At 70.2% G+C, this 17,109-nt stretch carries 17 protein-coding genes and 1 riboswitch; of the genes, 7 read left to right on the top strand and 10 right to left on the bottom strand.

The window, feature by feature from the left end; translation table 11 throughout:
* Positions 1 to 38 precede the first annotated feature (38 nt).
* Complete coding sequence (locus ABD785_RS17090) at positions 39 to 983, top strand: FAD-dependent oxidoreductase (protein WP_344829146.1); 945 nt, start codon at positions 39 to 41, stop codon at positions 981 to 983.
* Positions 984 to 1,015: 32 nt separating this feature from the next.
* On the opposite strand, the gene ABD785_RS17085 is transcribed toward ABD785_RS17090, so the two are convergent.
* Positions 1,016 to 2,203 (bottom strand): NAD(P)/FAD-dependent oxidoreductase, encoded by a 1,188-nt coding sequence (locus ABD785_RS17085; RefSeq protein ID WP_344829144.1) that lies wholly within the window; start codon positions 2,201 to 2,203, stop codon positions 1,016 to 1,018.
* A 132-nt stretch (positions 2,204 to 2,335) separates the two neighbouring features.
* Positions 2,336 to 2,929 carry an NADPH-dependent FMN reductase gene (locus ABD785_RS17080; RefSeq protein WP_344829143.1) on the bottom strand — a complete coding sequence of 198 codons (594 nt, stop codon included), beginning with the start codon at positions 2,927 to 2,929 and terminating at the stop codon, positions 2,336 to 2,338.
* Positions 2,930 to 3,031: 102 nt separating this feature from the next.
* Between ABD785_RS17080 and ABD785_RS17075 the strand changes: the two genes are divergently transcribed.
* Positions 3,032 to 3,865, top strand: a complete 834-nt coding sequence (locus ABD785_RS17075) for a helix-turn-helix domain-containing protein (protein ID WP_344829141.1) — start codon at positions 3,032 to 3,034, stop codon at positions 3,863 to 3,865.
* 7 nt (positions 3,866 to 3,872) lie between these two features.
* Here ABD785_RS17075 and ABD785_RS17070 read toward each other — a convergent pair whose 3' ends face one another.
* A complete protein-coding gene (locus ABD785_RS17070; RefSeq protein WP_344829139.1) occupies positions 3,873 to 5,069 on the bottom strand; it encodes a cytochrome P450 in 1,197 nt (398 codons plus the stop codon).
* Between the two features lie 764 nt (positions 5,070 to 5,833).
* Between ABD785_RS17070 and ABD785_RS17065 the strand changes: the two genes are divergently transcribed.
* Both ABD785_RS17065 and ABD785_RS17060 read left to right on the top strand, forming a co-directional pair.
* Complete coding sequence (locus ABD785_RS17065; protein ID WP_344829137.1) at positions 5,834 to 6,586, top strand: DUF4262 domain-containing protein; 753 nt, start codon at positions 5,834 to 5,836, stop codon at positions 6,584 to 6,586.
* A gap of 186 nt (positions 6,587 to 6,772) precedes the next feature.
* Entirely contained in the window at positions 6,773 to 7,594 is an 822-nt protein-coding gene (locus ABD785_RS17060; protein WP_344829135.1) for a metallophosphoesterase family protein, read from the top strand.
* Here ABD785_RS17060 and ABD785_RS17055 read toward each other — a convergent pair.
* The 5 genes from ABD785_RS17055 to ABD785_RS17035 form a co-directional block, all read right to left on the bottom strand.
* A complete protein-coding gene (locus ABD785_RS17055; protein ID WP_344829133.1) occupies positions 7,587 to 7,994 on the bottom strand; it encodes a hypothetical protein in 408 nt (135 codons plus the stop codon). The genes ABD785_RS17060 and ABD785_RS17055 overlap by 8 nt on opposite strands.
* 11 nt (positions 7,995 to 8,005) lie before the next feature.
* Positions 8,006 to 9,220 carry an aminotransferase class V-fold PLP-dependent enzyme gene (locus tag ABD785_RS17050; RefSeq protein WP_344829131.1) on the bottom strand — a complete coding sequence of 405 codons (1,215 nt, stop codon included), beginning with the start codon at positions 9,218 to 9,220 and terminating at the stop codon, positions 8,006 to 8,008.
* Between the two features lie 51 nt (positions 9,221 to 9,271).
* Positions 9,272 to 9,386: riboswitch (SAM riboswitch) on the bottom strand.
* Positions 9,387 to 9,421: 35 nt separating this feature from the next.
* Complete coding sequence (locus ABD785_RS17045; protein ID WP_344829129.1) at positions 9,422 to 10,231, bottom strand: PIG-L family deacetylase; 810 nt, start codon at positions 10,229 to 10,231, stop codon at positions 9,422 to 9,424.
* Between the two features lie 4 nt (positions 10,232 to 10,235).
* Complete coding sequence (locus tag ABD785_RS17040) at positions 10,236 to 10,952, bottom strand: hypothetical protein (protein ID WP_344829127.1); 717 nt, start codon at positions 10,950 to 10,952, stop codon at positions 10,236 to 10,238.
* A 10-nt stretch (positions 10,953 to 10,962) separates the two neighbouring features.
* Complete coding sequence (locus ABD785_RS17035) at positions 10,963 to 12,210, bottom strand: PucR family transcriptional regulator (RefSeq protein ID WP_344829125.1); 1,248 nt, start codon at positions 12,208 to 12,210, stop codon at positions 10,963 to 10,965.
* 143 nt (positions 12,211 to 12,353) lie between these two features.
* Here ABD785_RS17035 and ABD785_RS17030 point away from each other — a divergent pair, with 143 nt between their 5' ends.
* Together ABD785_RS17030 and ABD785_RS17025 are read left to right on the top strand one after the other, a co-directional pair.
* Positions 12,354 to 13,637 carry a lipase family protein gene (locus ABD785_RS17030; protein WP_344829123.1) on the top strand — a complete coding sequence of 428 codons (1,284 nt, stop codon included), beginning with the start codon at positions 12,354 to 12,356 and terminating at the stop codon, positions 13,635 to 13,637.
* A 197-nt stretch (positions 13,638 to 13,834) separates the two neighbouring features.
* A complete protein-coding gene (locus tag ABD785_RS17025; protein ID WP_344829121.1) occupies positions 13,835 to 15,118 on the top strand; it encodes an ammonium transporter in 1,284 nt (427 codons plus the stop codon).
* Here the strand turns inward: ABD785_RS17025 and ABD785_RS17020 are convergent.
* Both ABD785_RS17020 and ABD785_RS17015 read right to left on the bottom strand, forming a co-directional pair.
* Complete coding sequence (locus tag ABD785_RS17020; RefSeq protein ID WP_344829119.1) at positions 15,108 to 15,326, bottom strand: hypothetical protein; 219 nt, start codon at positions 15,324 to 15,326, stop codon at positions 15,108 to 15,110. The two genes, ABD785_RS17025 and ABD785_RS17020, sit on opposite strands and share 11 nt — an antisense overlap.
* A 37-nt stretch (positions 15,327 to 15,363) precedes the next feature.
* Positions 15,364 to 16,008, bottom strand: coding sequence for a Pr6Pr family membrane protein (locus tag ABD785_RS17015; RefSeq protein WP_344829117.1), 645 nt, complete (start codon positions 16,006 to 16,008; stop codon positions 15,364 to 15,366).
* Positions 16,009 to 16,117: 109 nt separating this feature from the next.
* Here ABD785_RS17015 and ABD785_RS17010 point away from each other — a divergent pair, with 109 nt between their 5' ends.
* A complete protein-coding gene (locus ABD785_RS17010) occupies positions 16,118 to 17,107 on the top strand; it encodes a ferredoxin reductase (RefSeq protein ID WP_344829116.1) in 990 nt (329 codons plus the stop codon).
* The last annotated feature ends 2 nt before the right edge of the window (positions 17,108 to 17,109 follow it).

Genomic DNA, 17,109 nt, shown 5'->3' with positions numbered 1-17,109 from the left:
TCGTAATCACTTTCCCCGCGTGAAAGCCAGACTCTCGTATGCGATCTTCAGAGGTAGTCGTGCTGGGGGCGGGAGTCATCGGACTGACAACTGCCGCCGTTTTGGCCGAATCTGGCATTACGGTCAGGGTTCTCAGCGACCAACCGCCCGGCCGGACCACGTCCGCGATCGCAGGCGCCCTGTGGGGCCCGTACTTCTCGCCTGATCCCCGGGTGCTCACCTGGAGCATGCGCAGCCTGGAGGATTTCGAGGGCATCAGCGCAGTCCCGGGTTCCGGTGTCGCCATGGTAACCGGGATCGAGGCGGGTCGCCATCGGTTCGAGCCGAGCGACTGGATCGCCAAGCTGCCCGACTTCGGGCTCTGCGACGTCTCCGAACTACCGGCGGGTTTTCGGTCGGGCTGGCGCTATCGGGTACCGATCATCGACATGCCTGTATATCTGCGATATCTCGCCGATCGGCTCACCGAACTCGACGTGAAGATTGAACTTCTTCCCCGGCCCACCACCGATTTCACGGAGATCGCGGGCCGTGGGCAGACCGTTGTGAACTGCACCGGTCTCGGGTCCAGGGAACTGGTTCCAGACGCGGAACTCCAGCCACTCTGGGGACAACTCGTCGTAATGGACAACCCTGGAATCGAAGGGTTCTTCTCCGACTATCCAGAGTCCGACTCGCCCACCTATTTCATCTGTCACGGAGACAAGGTCATCCTCGGCGGATCCGTCATCGCCGACCGCACCGACCTCACCCCCGACCCCTCCGTCGGGCAGGAGATCATCGATCGGTGTGTGGAGATCGAGCCGCGGCTGGGCGAGGCGAAGGTGATCGAACACCGGGTGGGGCTACGGCCGGCGCGACCGCACGTCCGCCTCGAGCGGGTGATCCACGACGGGATTCCGGTCATCCATAATTACGGCCACGGCGGGTCGGGCGTCACGCTCGCCTGGGGCTGCGCCCGCGAGGCCGCCTCGCTCCTGTGACGCCCCGTTCCTCTGACGCCCCGGGCCGACGGTCAGATCGTGGGCCGGGCCCAGGACGGGCCGCCCTGGTCGAAACGGTCCGGCCGGGTGATGTCGAGGTCCCGCTGATCGTCGTCGGTGACCGGCAGGCCGAGCAGCAGCTTCGCGGCGAGGTCGATCGTCACGGGGGCGAGGGTGATGCCCATGCCGTAGTGGCCGGTGGCCGCGAGGATCCGCCGGTCGGCGTCGACATGGCCGAGGACGGGGACGGCGTCGCGGGTGCCGGGGCGGATCCCGGCCCAGACCCTGGTCACGGGGGCGCTCGCCAGGTCGCCGAAGATCAGGGACAGATGGTGCAGGTTGGTCCGGCGGGCCTCCTCCGTGGGCACGGTGTCGTCGACCCCCACCTCGAAAGTGACGCCCGCGGCGATGCGTCCGTCGGGGCGGGGCACCGCGAAAACGACGTGTTCGCCCGCGTCGTCGACGACCAGGGAGTCGCACTGCACCGACAGGGCGCGTCCCGGCCTCGGGGCGAACTCCAGGGCCTGGCCCTTGATCGGGAACAGGACGTCCTCCGGCAGGCCGAGCAGGTGGCGGCTGAGATGGCCGGCGGCGATCACGACCCGGTCCGCGGTCAGGGTGCGTCCGTCGGCGAGGACCACGGTGACGTCGGCGGCGCCGGTTTCGACCGCGGTGACGGTCGTGTCGAGCAACAGCTCGGGACCGCCGGGGCCGGTCAGGATCCGGGACAGGGCGTCCATGATCAGCGGGGGTTCCACGGCCAGGTCCGCGGGCTGGAAGAGGCCGCCCGCGACACCCGGGCCCAGCAGCGGCTCCTTGGCGCGGGCCTGACGGGCGTCGAGGAGCTCCGCACCGAGGCCGCGCCCGGCGAGAACCGGCATCACCTCGTTGGCGAGACGGTCGAGTTCCTTTTCGTCGGCGGCGACCTGGAGAAGACCGGTGGGCAGCAGGGGAATCGCTCTTTCGGACACCGATGCGATTCTGTCGATCCATGCGGGAAATAGCTCGCGGCTGTGTTGTGCCATGAGTCCCAGCGGTCCCATGCAATCATCGCCGAGATGCGGATTGATGCCGCCAATGGCCGCCGACGAGGCCCCGCTCCCCAGCCGAGGACCCTGTTCGACCAGGCAGACGCGGGAAAGTTCACCCCGCAACCGCTCCACTATTCCGCATCCAACGATGCCTCCGCCGACGACGATCAAATCGTAAGTGGAGGCCATCCACTCCCCCTCTGTGTCACTCCCGCAATTTCAGATGATGAGTCAGGAGCCCGCCAGCGAAGTGTAAGTTCGCCTCTGACACAGGTCAATGGGGAATGGACGGAGGGGAAACGGACGGGGCCCGTCCCCCGATCAGGAGAGCTGGAACGGGCGGGCGGTGCGGGCGTCCCTGAGGGCGCGGGCCCACCAGTCGAGCTGGACCATCAGCGCCTTGGCGAACGTGTTCTGGACCTCGGGCTCCTTCATCCGGCCGTCCTCGTCGAAGGCGGCGTAGGCGGCCGGGATGCTGACGGCGTCCCTGAGGGTGACGGCGTGCAGCTCGGCGAAGACGTGCCGCAGGTGCTCGGTCGCGCGGATGCCGCCGGAGAACCCGCCGTAGGAGACGATCCCGACGGGCTTGGCCTGCCACTGCGTGGAGTGCCAGTCGATGAGGTTCTTCAGCGCGGCCGGATAGCTGTGGTTGTACTCGGGGGTGATGACGATGAAGGCGTCGGCCCGCTCCAGGACCGGGGTGACGTCGGCGAGGGCGGCCTTGGCCCGGTCGGACGCCTCGCCGCCGTGCGCGGGCGTGTTCAGGGGCAGGTCGACGTCGATGAGGTCGATGACGTCCAGCTCGAAGGCCGAGTCGGCGGCGTGGTCGAGGAACCAGCCGGCGACCAGCGGGGCGTACCGGCCGTCGCGGACGCTGGAGATGATGACGGCCAGGCGGAGTTCGTTGTCGCTCATGGACCCCACGCTGCCGCGATCGGCGCGGCCCAGGGAGGCCGGGCCGAGGCTGGCCCCCGCAGGGCCATGCTGGGCGGAGGCCTCGCGAGTAGCGTGAACACCGTGAGCGACAACGAGATGAGCCGGTTCCTGCGGGCCCGCCGCGAAGCGCTCAGCCCGGCCGAGGTCGGGCTGCCCGCCGGCGACCGGCGCAGGACTCCGGGACTGCGGCGCAGCGAGGTCGCCCTGCTGGCCGACATCAGCGTCGAGTACCTGACCCGGCTGGAGCAGGGCCGCGACCGCAACCCGTCCCCGCAGGTGCTCGGCGCCCTCGCCGACGCGCTGCGCCTCGACCACGACGACCGGCTCTTCCTGCGGTTCGCCGCGAAGGCCGCCACCGGTGACGCGTTCATGCGATGCCCCGGCGCCCAGCCCGTGGTCACCGAGGTCCGTCCGACGATCAGGACCCTGCTCGACCGGCTGGAGCCGACACCGGCCCTCGTGCTGAACCGGCTCGGCGACGTCATCGCCCACACCGAGGCCTACGAGCTGCTCGCCGGGCCCGTCGTCGAGACGGGCAACATCATCCGCTACGTCTTCACCGATCCGCGGGCCCGCGAGTCCTATCCCGACTGGGAGCGCGCCGCCGACGACGTCATCGCGGCCCTGCGCCATGCCTGCTCGCCGGCCGATCCCGAACTCGGCGAGCTGGTCGACGACCTCACGATCCGGGGCGGCGCCGCCTTCACCCGCCGCTACCTGGCCGGGACTCCGCCGGTGTCCGTCCGGAACGGCGTCGAGCGCCAGGTCCATCCCCGCGTCGGCGAACTGCGGCTCGCCTACGAGACCCTGACCCTCGACGACGTCCGGATCCTCACCTACTTCCCCGCCGACGCCGCCACCGAGACCGCCCTCACCCGCCTGTTCTCCCGCGACCTCAGGGCGGTCACCGCCTGAGGTCCGCTCAGCGCAGCGGCAGGGATTTGATGCCGTTGATGAAGTTGGAGCGCAGACGGCGGGCCGGGCCGCTCGGAGCGATGTCGGGGAGCAGGTCGGCGAGGGTCTCGAACAGGACCATCAGCTCGAGCCTGGCGAGGTGGGCGCCGAGGCAGAAGTGCGGGCCTCCGCCACCGAAGCCCAGGTGGGGATTGGGGTCGCGGCCGATGTCGAACACGCCGGGGTCGGTGAAAACCGCCTCGTCGCGGTTGGCGGAGCTGTAGAAGACCACGACCTTGTCGCCCTCGCGGATCTTCTGGCCGCGCAGCTCGACGTCCTGGGTCGCGGTGCGGCGGAACAGGTTGACCGGGGTGACCCAGCGGACGATCTCGTCGACGGCCGTCCGGGTGAGGGAGCGGTCGGCGAGCAGCCGCTGCCACTCGCCGGGGTGGTCGAAGAAGGCCTGCATGCCGCCCGACGCCGCGTTCCTGGTGGTCTCGTTGCCCGCGACCATCAGCAGCAGGACGAACAGGTCGAACTCGTCGGTGGACAGCCGGTCGCCCTTGCCGTCCGGTTCGAGAAGCTTCGTCACGATGTCGTCGCGGGGACTGCCGGCCCGCTCGGCCGCCAGCTCGTGGGCGTAGGCGTAGATCTGGGCGGCGGCCTCCTGGCCGTCCTCGGGGGTGAGCTGGAACTCGGGATCGTCGAACCCGATCATCTTGTTCGACCAGTTGAAGATCTTCTCCCGGTCCTCGACGGGCGCGCCGAGCAGCTCGCAGATCACGTAGAGCGGGAGCGGCGCGGCGATGTCGTGGACGAAGTCCGCGCCGGGGCCGACCTCGGCGACGAGCTGCCGTGCGATGTCGCGGACGTGCTCGGCGAGCAGGCCGATCGCGCGCGGGGTGAAGCCGCGGTTCACGAAGCCGCGCTTGCGGGTGTGGTCCGGCGGGTCCTGGTTGAGCATCATCATCTGCTGCATCGCGACGTGCTCGGGAGGCGCCTCGTCGAACAGGGCCAGCCGGGTGTGGGAGGAGAACAGCTCGGGGTGGCGGGACACGTAGGTGACGTCCTCGTGCCGGGTGATCGCCCAGAATCCGGGATAGCCGCGCTCGGGCTCGCCGTGGTGCCAGTAGACCGGCTCGTGCCGCCGTAGCCAGGCCAGCTGCTCGTGCGGCACTCCGCCGCTCGCGTAGGCGTCCTGGTCGACGAGGTCGATGTCGGGCATGCCGTCTCCTGACCGATCGCTTGCTTGGGCCATCTCCGTTCCTAGCACGCGACAGAGCCCGCCAAAAGGGTCACGGCACTGTCAGAAGAACGATCCATGCCGAGTCGGCGCGTCTCGGGGACGGGGCGGCCCGGACGCCCCTAAGATCGGCACACCGCACCTTTCGAGCCCCTCAGAGGGGCCGTCGTCCACAGCCCTGTGGATAACCTGCGGCCCGGAATCCCCAGAACACCTTCTCCGCCCGGACCCGATCGGGTCCTCTCCATCACCGCCGTTACCCTCGCCGACGCGTCTACTCCGCCGGTCGTCCGTCACGCCCATTCCCGTTCTCCCGCCCACGGAAATCCGTGCCCTTCCGCATCCCCGCCGACGATCCGGCGGGGGCACGCGGAGCATGCACAACGACCACTCCACCCCCTGCTGCCAGGGTGTAAGGCGCCGCGACGTCCCGATCCCGCACGGACGACGCCGGTGGACCAGGCACCGGAACGCGCGTTCCGCCAGGCGTCCGAACAGCGGATCGGACCGGCCTCCGCCGAGCCGATCCGGCCGTCGCCACGGCCGAGTGCCTGGCCGTCCGGGCCCGGCCGTCCGGCGTCCTCGGCTATCGGTCTCGCGAAATCCACAGGCAAGATATCCACAGCCTGTGGGAAAACCCGGTGCCGGATCACAGCCGCCCACCGGTGGCGCCCCAGCCTGTGGACAACTCCCGGACGGCCCCATCGCCGCCCCGGTGACGGGCCGCTCCGGTAACCTCGCCGATCATGAGCTGTGGCTGTGTGATCTGCGGAAACGACATCGGAGCCGCCGACGAGGGCATCGCCGCCAGGGTGCGTGAGCACGGCTGGAGCGTCGTCGGCGTCCGGGAACAGCCCGCCTGGGCTTTCACCATCGGCCTCCGGCACACCTTCGACCGTCCCGAGCTGGCGATGTTCGGCCTGCCCATCGAGGACATGCAGTGGATCCTCGACGAGCTCGCGACAGGAGCGGACGTCGGCCTGCCCCTCGACCTCGAACCCGCCGACCCGAGCTGGAACGGCCTGTTCGGCCGGCTCAACGCCTTCTACCGCGCCCCCGTCCCTGTCCCCGTCCCTGTCCCCGTCCCCGTCCTCCAGGCTGTCTGGCCCGACCAGGACGGCCTCCAGCCCCACCTGCGGATTCCCCGCGAGGAACACCCGCCGAGCATGTGGCTGCACCTTCCCGCCCTCACCCCCTGGCCCTACCCCGCCACCACCCCCGCCGACCCCGTCGCCACCCTCGGACGCGTCCTGTCCGGCACCAGCGTGCAGGCGGGGAACAGCGTGCAGGCGGGAAACGAGGTCTGCGGCATCGTCCACGACACCGACGGACACTGGCAGTTCCTCGACGGCGGCCCGATCACCGACCAGGACGTCACCCTCGTCCCCCTCGCCCGGATCCTCGGCGAGCACCCCCAGGTCATCCCCTTCGCCGACCTCCCTCCCGGCCACCAGTCCTGGCTCCAGGCCGACGGCACCTGGGAACGCTCACCCCTCTGAGAAAGAATTCCGGAACCCTCCCCCGCCTTACTGGCAAGAAATGGTGCGCGCACTGCCCTGCGGACGCTCGCCTACCTGGGGCCCTGCGGGGGGTCAAGACCGAGGAGTACGGCGGGCTCCGGTGGGAGGAGGACGTGGTGCGGATCTCTGTGGTCGATCGGCCCGGTCAGCGTCCAGAATGAGGGGGTGGGGAGACTTCTGGCCGTCAGCGATCTGCATGTTTCCTATCGGGAGAACCGGGAGGTGGTCGAGGGGCTGACGCCGACCGGCCCCGACGACTGGCTGCTCGTGGCCGGGGACGTCGCGGACAAGGTCGCCGACATCGAGTGGACGCTGACCCTTCTGAAGGACCGGTTCGCCCAGGTCGTGTGGGTGCCGGGCAACCACGACCTGTGGACGGTCAACGACGACGCCGCCGGTGCGAGGGGTGTCGCGCGCTACGAGCATCTCGTCGCGCTCTGCCGCCGGCTGGGCGTGCTCACCCCCGAGGACCCCTATCCGGTCGCGACATTCGAGGGCAGGACCGTTCGGATCGTCCCGATGTTCCTGCTCTACGACTACTCGTGGCTTCCGCCCGGCTGCGCCACTCCTGAGGAGGGCATGGAGTACGCGATGGGCACCGGGATCGTCTGCAACGACGAACGGCTCCTGCATCCGGACCCCTACCCGTCGCGGCAGGCGTGGTGCGAGGCGCGGGTCGCCGCGACCGAGCGGAGGCTGGCCGGATGCGACCCGGAGATCCCGCTCGTCCTGGTCAACCACTACCCGACGGTCCGGACGCCCACGGACGTCCTGTGGTACCCGGAGTTCGCGCAGTGGTGCGGCACCGAGCTCACCAAGGAGTGGCATCTGCGGTTCAACGTCGCCGCGATGGTTTACGGCCATCTCCACATCCCGCGCGACACCGTCTACGACGGGGTGCCGTTCAAGGAGGTGTCGCTCGGCTATCCGCGCGAGTGGCAGCCCCGCGAGACCGGGCCGGGGCTGCCGAAGAACGTCCTCAGCTGACGGCCGGCTCGGCGCGCAGCCGCTCCACCTGGAGATCGTCGTCGATGAACACCGCGACGATCGTCGTGCCCGCGGGCAGCGGGGTCGCGCGGATCGACCGCCACACCCGCATGTTCGGATGGCCGACCTCGGTGCAGGCCTCGGCGGGGGCGAGCAGCGCGATCGCCGCGTCGAGCCGCTCCTCGGTCAGTGTGTAGGAGGCCGTCCCCGACCGGTGCCCGCAGACCGTGGACAGCACCACCGCGGTGAGCGCCGCGCCCTTGTTCACGATGAGGAAGTCGGTCGCGTCGGCCGTGGCCAGCCCGATCGCGTGGACGGACGGCGGCCGCCAGCCCGGCAGGGCCGCCGCGAACCGTTCACGGGCGGCGGCCAGGTCGTCGAGCGTCGTCCAGGAATCCATGATCGGGGAGATTACCCGGCGAAGGCGCGCAGGGCCGCGACGAGCCGGTCGATGTGCTCGTCGGTGGTGCCGATGCCGATGCTGGCGCGCACGGCCGTGCCCTCGGGGCCGTCGCAGCCGCCCTCGCCCGCGCCGACCAGCCGCCGGACCAGCGGGTGGGCGCAGAACTTGCCGTCCCTGACGCCGATGCCGTGCTCGTCGGACAGGTGCTCGGCGACCGCGCGGGCCGGGTGCCCGGCGACGACGAAGGAGACGATGCCGACGCGCGGATGGCCGGGCCCCCACAGGCCGAGCTCGCGGACGGCCGGGATCGAGGCGAGGCCCGACCGGAGCCGGGCCAGGAGCCGCTCCTCCTCGGCGACCAGGACGTCCCAGTCGCGGAGGGTCTCGCAGGCCGCGGCCAGGGCGATCGCGCCCAGCACGTTCGGGGTCCCGGCCTCGTGCCGCTGCTCGGCGTCGCCGGCCCATTCGACCGTCCCGGCCTCGCCGACGTGCTTGCTGGCGCCGCCGCCGCGCAGGTAGGGGTCGGCGGCGCGAAGCCAGTCGGCCCGGCCGGCGAGGACGCCCGCCCCGAACGGCGCGTACAGCTTGTGGCCGGAGAACGCCACGTAGTCGAGGTTCTTCGCGTCGAGGGGCCGGTGCGGGGCGAGCTGGGCGGCGTCGACCGCGATCCGGGCACCGCAGCGGTGGGCGACCTCGGCCAGTTCGGCGATCGGCCACAGTTCGCCGGTCACGTTGGAGGCGGCCGTCACGACCAGCAGCCGCGGCCCGGACGGGCAGGAGCGCAGCGCCTCGGCGGCCGCCCGCAGCGCCTCGTCGGGCGAGCCCGGCGCGGGCAGCCGGACGGCGTTGCGCCACGGAAGCTGGGTGGCGTGGTGCTCGGACTCGAACACGACCACGGACGTCCCGGACGGCAGCGCCCTGGCCAGCAGGTTGAACGCGTCGGTGGTGTTGCGGACGAACACGACCGCCTGCGGCCCGCCGAGGAACCCCCGGACGGTCTCGCGCGCCTGCTCGTAGGCCCGGGTGGTGACCTGGGAGGCGTAGCCCGCGCCCCGGTGGACGCTGCTGTAGTAGGGCAGCGCCCTGGCCACGGCGTCCTGCACGGCCTCCAGACAGGGCGCGGAGGCGGCGTAGTCGAAGTTCGCGTAGGGCGCGACGCCCCCCTTGACGGGCACGGGGACGTCGGCGCCGACGATCTGCGGAATCCGGGTGAGAACGGACATGACCAAGCCTCCGGAGGCCTCGGGGATCCCGAAGCCGAAGGCTCAGTGAGGGATCCGCGCTTGCCCCGCACACTGCGCGCGGGGCCAGGTCGTCACCCGGACCACCCCACCGCGGAAGGAGGGTTGGCGGCCAGCAAGCCGGGGCTGTGTGCTGGCACTCATGACCTTGCCGTCAATGTAGCAAACCCCGGACGGCCTCCGTCAAGCCAGGCCCGCGAAGAGATCGTCTTCGTTCTCGGGGCCCTCGCCGCGCACCCGGACGAACGCCTCCTTGCCCATCATCATGGAGACGGCCTCGTCGGGCAGCCGCAGGAAGAAGATGTTCTCGCCCTGGCTGGCGTGCGCCCGCAGCGCGTTGATCTTCTGGGTGACGTGCTCCGAGACGTCCGTGACGGTCGTGATGATCTCGTCGGGGGTGCCGAAGTCCGGCGGCTCCGTGGCGTCCGCCATCCAGTCGACCTCGATCTCGTTGGCCTTCACGTACTCGAACATCTCGCGGATGCCCGACTTCGGGATGGCCGTGTAGTAGAGCTTCTGGGGGATGCCGGTGCGCTCGGTCGCGGCGACGGCGACCCGGTGGGCCTGGATGTGGTCGGGGTGCCCGTAGCCGCCGTTGTCGTCGTAGGTGACGACGACCTGCGGCCGGTAGTGCTCCATCAGCTTCTCCACCTGGGCGACGGCGGAGTCGAAGTCGACGTTGGCGAAGGAGTGCTCGGCGTGGTTGGCGTCCCAGCCGTCCATGCCGGAGTCCTGGTGGCCGAGGAGCTCGACGTGCTCGATCCCGAGGATCTTCGCGGACTCGGCGAGCTCGGCCAGGCGCGTCTCGCGGACCGCGTGCGGGTCGTGCCCTTCCTCACCCGGCTTGACCCCGCCGGGTCCGTCGCCCTGCTCGCCGTTGGTGCAGGTCACCAGAACGGTCCTGATCCCGGCCGCCGCGGCCTTCGCCAGCACGCCGCCGGTGCCCAGGACCTCGTCGTCGGGGTGGGCGTGAACGGCCATCAATGTCTGCATGGCCTCAGACTACGTCGATCTTCTTCCAGGCTGTGACGCGCTTCTGCCAGACCTGGGTGCCCGCGTAGACGGCCGCGACGGAGCCGTCCCTGGCCGCGGTGAACCGGCGTGAGTACCGGCCCTTGGAGTTCGTGGTGACGGTCGCGACCTTCGTGTACTTCTTGCTGCCCTTGGGCCGGAAGTAGATCGCGATCTTCTGCCTGCGCATCGGGGCGAAGCCGTTGCGCCCGAACCCGGTCAGCTGGCCGAGGACCAGCAGCTTCCTGCCCTTCTTGATCTTCTTGGGCGCGCTCGTGGTCAGCTTCGTCTGCCGGTGGACGGTGAAGACGGCGACCTTGGTGAAGGTCCTGAAGTCGTAGTCGGCGTCCTTCGACGTGCCGTTGGTGGCGCCGATGTTGATGTTGTACCTGCCGCCCCAGTCGGCCTTGTCGAGCTCCACGTAGCCCTCGTACACGCCGTCGCCGGACGTGCCGGAGATCCGCTTGATGTCGCGGACGAAGCCGATGCCCTTACCGTCGACGTGCTCGACCTGGACGTCGACCTCGGTCACGTTCCTGCCGGTCACATGCGCCTTGACCTTGACCTTGGTCGTCTTGCCCGGCGCGATCACCGGCTTGCCGTAGGCCTTGGCCGCGCGCGCGGCCAGCGGCGCCGCGGCCTGGGCCGGGACCGGGACGGCCAGGAGCGCGGCGGTCAACGCGAGGGGCAGCACGATACGCATGGGGCGGAGTTTAGGAGGCTTGTGCCCGTTGGATCCATACCTGGAGCAAGAGCATCATCTCCAGGCGGATCTCCGGGTCCTCGAAGTCGAAGTCGAAGATCTCCTGAAGCTGGGCGAGCCGGTACCGGACGGTCTGCGGATGCACGCACAGGGCCGTCGAGGCCCCGGTGGCGTTGAACCCGTTCTTCATGCACTCCAGCAGCGTGACGGCCAGCCGCATCCCGTGCTTGGGCCCCGCCCGGTCCAGGGCCGCGAGCCTGCGCCCGGCGGCGAGCTCGGCGAGGGTTCCGCCCTCGTGCAGCAGCAGCCGCGGCAGATGCTCCTCGGCCCTGGCCAGGAAGCCGGCCTTCCGGGTGCTCCGGCCGGAGATGACCCCCGACGCCACCAGCTCCAGCGTCCTGCGCGCCCACAGCAGCGACGTCCCGGCCTGGTCGACGGGGACCGCGGGCCCCATCGCACCGGTCCAGCCGGCGAACATCGTGGTCAGCTGGTCGGCCCTGCCGGGACCCTCCGGATCGGGGACGACCACGCAGGGACGGCCGTGGTCGAGCCCGCTCAGCAGGTGCGGAGCGAGCCCCGCCGGGCCCTCGCCGCCGCTTCCCGTGCGCGGGATCAGGATGACGACGGCGAGTCTCTGCGGCAGCGGCCAGCCCGCCAGCACGGCCTGCTCGTTCAGCACGTCGGGGGTGGCGGGCGGATCCGACAGCAGAAGGGTGAGCAGCCGCCCCCGCCGCTGCTCCCGCTCACCGGCCTGCTTCTCCCTGGCCCGCGCGTATCCGTGGGCGGCGGCCGAGGCCAGCTCGTCGAGGAAGGCGAAGTTCGCCTCCGCGAGCAGCGCGGTCAGCTCCCGCGACTTGCCGAGCCGTCCCGCCTCGACCGACAGGTGCCGCCACGCGATCCGGGAGGAGATCCGCATCGCGTTCTGCAGGTGCTCCAGGCCCCGGCCCTCGACGGCCTCGCCGTACCCGACGTCGAAGTAGACCTGGTGGACGTCCTTCCAGGAGGCGTCCGGGTCCGCGATCAGCTGGACGAAGTGCGTCATGGCGTGCGAGACGGCGAGTTCGACCGTCTGCTGGTAGACGTGGTCGCCGGGGCGCGCGTACTCCGGGACGAGCCGGCGCACCCCCTCGACCATGATCTTGAGCACGGAGGGGATGGCGGGACGCATCCACTGTGCCTCTTCGGACGGAATCTCTCGCCAGGGCTCGTCCGTGAGGTCCTGGTGCTCGAGGGAGTTGACGTCAGGGGCAGCGGTCATTGCGTGACGGTAAATCGTGCGTTACCGCGGCAATACTCAGTTGCCGACAGTGTTTCCCGTGAGTTTTTGGCCGTCCTGCGTACGCCTGGAGAGGTGGTCGGCTGCACATTTCTCTCAGCAGTCCCACCCCTCCAGGAGCCGAGTTGAAAGCCAGAACCCTGATCGCGTCGGCGGCGGCTCTCGCCATCGCGCCCGCGCTCGCCGTGGTCACCGCCCCGGCCGCGCAGGCCGCTCCCGCCGCCTGCACCGCCTCCGAAGCCGACGTCTTCGCCGCTCCCGGCAGCGTCTCGGGCGGCCCCGGAGAGCTCCTCGCCTGCCGGAACGTCACGCTGACCCAGGTCCCGGGCAACATCCCGATGCGGGCCGTCCAGGTCAGGTACGTCTCGACCGACCTCAACGGCAAGAAGGTCCCGGTGACGGGCACCGTGGCCGTCCCGACCGCCAGGTGGACCGGCCAGGGCAGCCGGCCGACCGTCGCCTTCAACCCCGGCACGCTCGGCATCGGCCGGCAGTGCGCGTTCTCCAAGCAGCTCGCCGGCGCCTACCAGGACGAGTACGAGGGCGAGCAGGTCGCCGCGTTCCTCAAGGCCGGGTTCGCGGTCGCCGCCACCGACGGCATGGGCTACATCGAGGGCCTCACCCACCCGTACATGATCGGCGCCAACGCGGGCCACTCGCTGCTCGACATCGCCCGCGCCTCCCGCCAGGTCCCCGGCGGCACCCTCACCGCCGATGGCAAGATCGCCATCTCGGGCTACTCCGAGGGCGGCGCGGCCTCCCTGTGGGCCTCGCAGCTCGCCGCCTCCTACGCCCCCGAGCTGAAGGTCGTCGGCGCGGCGGCCGGTGGTGTCCCCGGCGACCTGAAGCTGACGGCCAAGCAGCTCAACGGCGGGGCGTTCGCCGGATTCCTCGCCGACGCCGTCGTCGGGCTGCACGAGGCCTACCCGACGCTGCCGTTCGACGAGCTGGTCAACGACAACGGACGCTCGGCGGTCGCCGACACCAAGAAGTACTGCCTCTACGGCACCCTGGCCCGCTTCCTCGGCGCCCGGGTCGAGAGCTTCACCACCAAGGGCTACTCCCTCGACCAGCTCTACGCCCTCAAGGACGCCAACGGCCTGAGCTGGGGCGACGCCGTCGAGCAGCAGAAGCTCGGGGTCAACATCGGCAGGCCCGGTTCCGGTGCCAAGTACCAGATCGGCTTCCCGACCTACCAGTACCGCGGCTACTTCGAAGAGATCATCCCGCACGAGACCGAAGAGGAGACCCGCCGGCTCTACTGCAAGGCGGGCATCACCACCCAGTTCAACAACTCCTATCCCGGAGAGCACCTGCTGACCGACAGCATCGCCATCAACGACGTCACGTCGTGGATCGGCGACCGCTTCGCCGGCAAATTCACCTTCGGCAACTGCCCCCTGTTCTAGAAACGGGGACCCCCACGAAAAGGGCTCCTTCCCGCGGCCATGGGAGGGGGCCCTTTTCCGCGCCCCCTCCCGCACTCGTGGTGAGGAAGGCGCAATGTGGCCGAAACACTTAACACCACGGAAACAATCGCGACGTGGTGGCGAAACGGGCCTTGGGGACCCTGCGTGGGACGTACCGCCACCCCCGAGGAGACGGCATGGAGATCAACGCCGCCGCTACCGCCTGGCTGCTGGCCAGTACCGCACTCGTCCTGCTGATGACGCCCGGCCTGGCGTTCTTCTACGGCGGGATGGTCAGGACCAAGAGCGTGCTCAACATGATCATGATGAGCTTCATCTCGATCCCGCTGGTCTCCCTGGCCTGGGTCGCGGTGGGCTACAGCCTCGCGTTCGGCAGCGACCACGCCGGGCTGATCGGCGGCCTGGAGCACGCCGGGCTGCGCGGGATCGGTCCCGAGTCGGTGACGTCCGGGGTGCCGACGCTGCTGTACTCGACCTTCCAGCTGACCTTCGCGATCGTCACCGCGGCCCTGGTCAGCGGCGCCATCGCCGACCGGGCGAAGTTCTCCGCGTGGATGGCGTTCGTGCCGCTGTGGATCGTCGCGGTCTACGCGCCCGTAGCGCACTGGGTGTGGAACGCCGACGGCTGGATCCTCAAGCTCGGCGCCCTCGACTACGCGGGCGGGCTGGTCGTCGAAGTCGTCTCGGGGGCGTCGGGGCTGGCCATGGCCCTGGTGCTCGGGCCGCGCTTCGGCTTCAAGAAGGAGGCCATGCGGCCGCACAACATGCCGATGGTCCTGATGGGCGTCGGCCTGCTGTGGTTCGGCTGGTTCGGGTTCAACGCCGGATCCGCGCTGAACGCCAACGGCACCGCCGCCGCGGTCTTCCTCAACACGCTGCTCGCGGGCTGCACCGGCATGCTCGGCTGGCTGTTCGTCGAGCAGCGCAGGGACGGCCGTCCGACCACGTTCGGCGCGGCCTCCGGCATCGTCGCGGGGCTCGTCGCGATCACGCCGTCGTGCGGGTCGGTCGATCCCCTCGGCGCGATCGTGGTCGGGATCGCCGCGGGGGCCGTCTGCTCCTACGCCGTGGCCTGGAAGTTCCGGTTCTCCTACGACGACTCCCTCGACGTCGTGGGCGTCCACTTCGTCGGCGGCGTCATCGGCACCGTCCTGATCGGGCTGCTCGCCACCGGCACCATGACGGGCGGAGCCGAGGGCCTGCTGTACGGCGGCGGCTTCGGCCAGCTCGGCAGGCAGCTCGTGGCCATCGCCGCGGTCGCGGTGTTCGCCTTCGCCGTGACCTTCGCCCTCGCCAAGGCGATCGACCGGACGCTCGGGTTCCGGGTGCCCCTGGAGGACGAGGTCAACGGCGTCGACCTGGCCCTGCACGCCGAGACCGGCTACGACCACGGCGTGCTCGCCGGGGTGCACACCGCTCCCGGCCAGGCCGAACCGGCCGACCGGCTGGCTACTTCTTAGTGCCCGAGGAGGACTTCTTCTTGTGCTTCTTCTTGGTCTTGGAGGAGCCCTCCTCCCACTCGTAGCCCGGCGTGTTCTGCTCGCAGAAGCTGTCGGCGACGACGGTGTCGGTGGCATCGAACTCGCACCACTTCTCCTTGCTGGAGCAGCCCGTCAGCGGGCTCACGACGAGAAGGAGGGCGGCGGCCGACAGACCGATCTTGCGCATGGTTTTCCTCTGCTGGACGGGACGGACCAGGAGAACGCTATTGCCCGGCGGTCCCTTCCGCCAGGGACTTCGATCCCCCGCGCGCCAGGAGCGTGTCGACGGCCACGAGGAGCAGGCCGAGCACCAGGAAGACCGTCGCGTAGACGGCCGCGTTGGTGAGCCCTCCCGCGTAGCCGTGCTTCACGACGTCCAGGAACGCATAGGGGTAGCGCAGGCCCCCCGATGTGACGAAGAGCCCACGAATCAGGGCGAATGCGAAGTAGGCCAGCGGGTAGGCGAGCCACCAGAGGGCGTGGATCCAGCGCAGCCCGCCGTGCGGCGCGAAGACCAGCCAGCCGGCGACCCCCAGCACGGGCGTGGCCTTGTGCAGGGTGAAGGTGGAGAAGGCCGCAAGTCCGTGCACGGGCGCGGCGGTCGACGCGAGGACCACGTTGTAGATCAGCCCAGTGATCGTGATGAAGAGTATGGCCGATGTGAGCACGGGAGGACCGGGGGTTCGTCGTCCGCTCCATAGCCCCCGGGCCGTGATCGCGGCGACGATGCCCAGGTAGATGTTGCTCTGATGGGTGAAGTAGACGAGCTGGTCCTTCGCGCCGTGCGCGGCGAGGGACGCCGTCTCGCCGAGGACGACCATGACCGCCACCAGGGCCCACCAGCCGCCCGCGATCCCCCGACTGCGCATGCCGACAGTCTAGGAAGGCTGCTGTGAGGGATCGCACAGCCGCAGGGGGTGACGGTCTTCCCTTCCTTCTGGTTACGGTTACGTAAGCGTAAGTTAGACGGAGGATCCAATGACAGCGTTGACCCGCGTGCTCACCGCGCTCACCACCCCGCTCCTCCCCGACGACTACCTCTCCCTGGTCAACCCGCTCTGGTCGGCCGACCTGAAGGGCCGGATCACCGCGGTCCGCCGGGAGACGGCCGACTGCGCGACTCTGACCGTCAAGCCGGGCCCGGGCTGGAAGGAGCACCGGGCGGGCCAGTGGCTGAAGATCGGCGTCGAGGTGAACGGGGTCAGGCACTGGCGGACCTTCTCGATCTCCAGTGCGCCCGGAGCGCCGCTGCAGATCACGGTGAAGGCCGCCGGAGCCGTGTCCTCACAGCTCGTCCACCGCACGCGACCGGGGGCGCTGGTCGCGCTGGGGTTGCCCGATGGTGACTTCACCCTTGCCCCGCGTCCCGGAAAGGTCCTCTTCGTGACCGCCGGGAGCGGGATCACGCCGGTCATGAGCATGCTGCGGGCCCACCTGCGCGGCCGGCTGCGGGATGCGGTGCTGGTGCACAGCGCGCCGTCCAGGCCGGCCGTCATCTTCGGCCGCGAACTGCGCGAGATGCCCGGGCTGACCCTGCACGAGCGGCACACCCGCCGCGACGGCCGGCTCGATCCCGCCCAGCTCAGAAGCCTCGTCCCCGACCTGGACGAACGCGAGATCTACGCCTGCGGCCCGGAGGAGATGCTCGGCCTCCTCGAGGAGCACTTCCCCGGAGTCCGCACCGAACGCTTCCGCCTGACCCCGACGGTCGTCGGCGACGGCGGCGAGGTCACCCTCACCAGGAGCGGCGTCACCTGCTCGACCAAGGGCCCGATCCTCGAGGCCGGGGAGTCGGCGGGCGCGCTGCTCAAGAGCGGATGCCGGATGGGCATCTGCTACTCCTGCGTCGGCCGCCTGACCTCGGGCAAGGTCCGCGACCTGCGCACCGGCGAGGTGCACGGAGACGACGGAGAGCTCGTCCAGATCTGTGTCTCCGCCCCCGCCGGCCCCGTCGAGATCGACCTGTGAAG

Source organism: Actinocorallia longicatena (assembly GCF_039534125.1).
GTDB lineage: Bacteria > Actinomycetota > Actinomycetes > Streptosporangiales > Streptosporangiaceae > Actinocorallia > Actinocorallia longicatena.
This window is presented reverse-complemented; position numbering and strand designations above follow the sequence as displayed.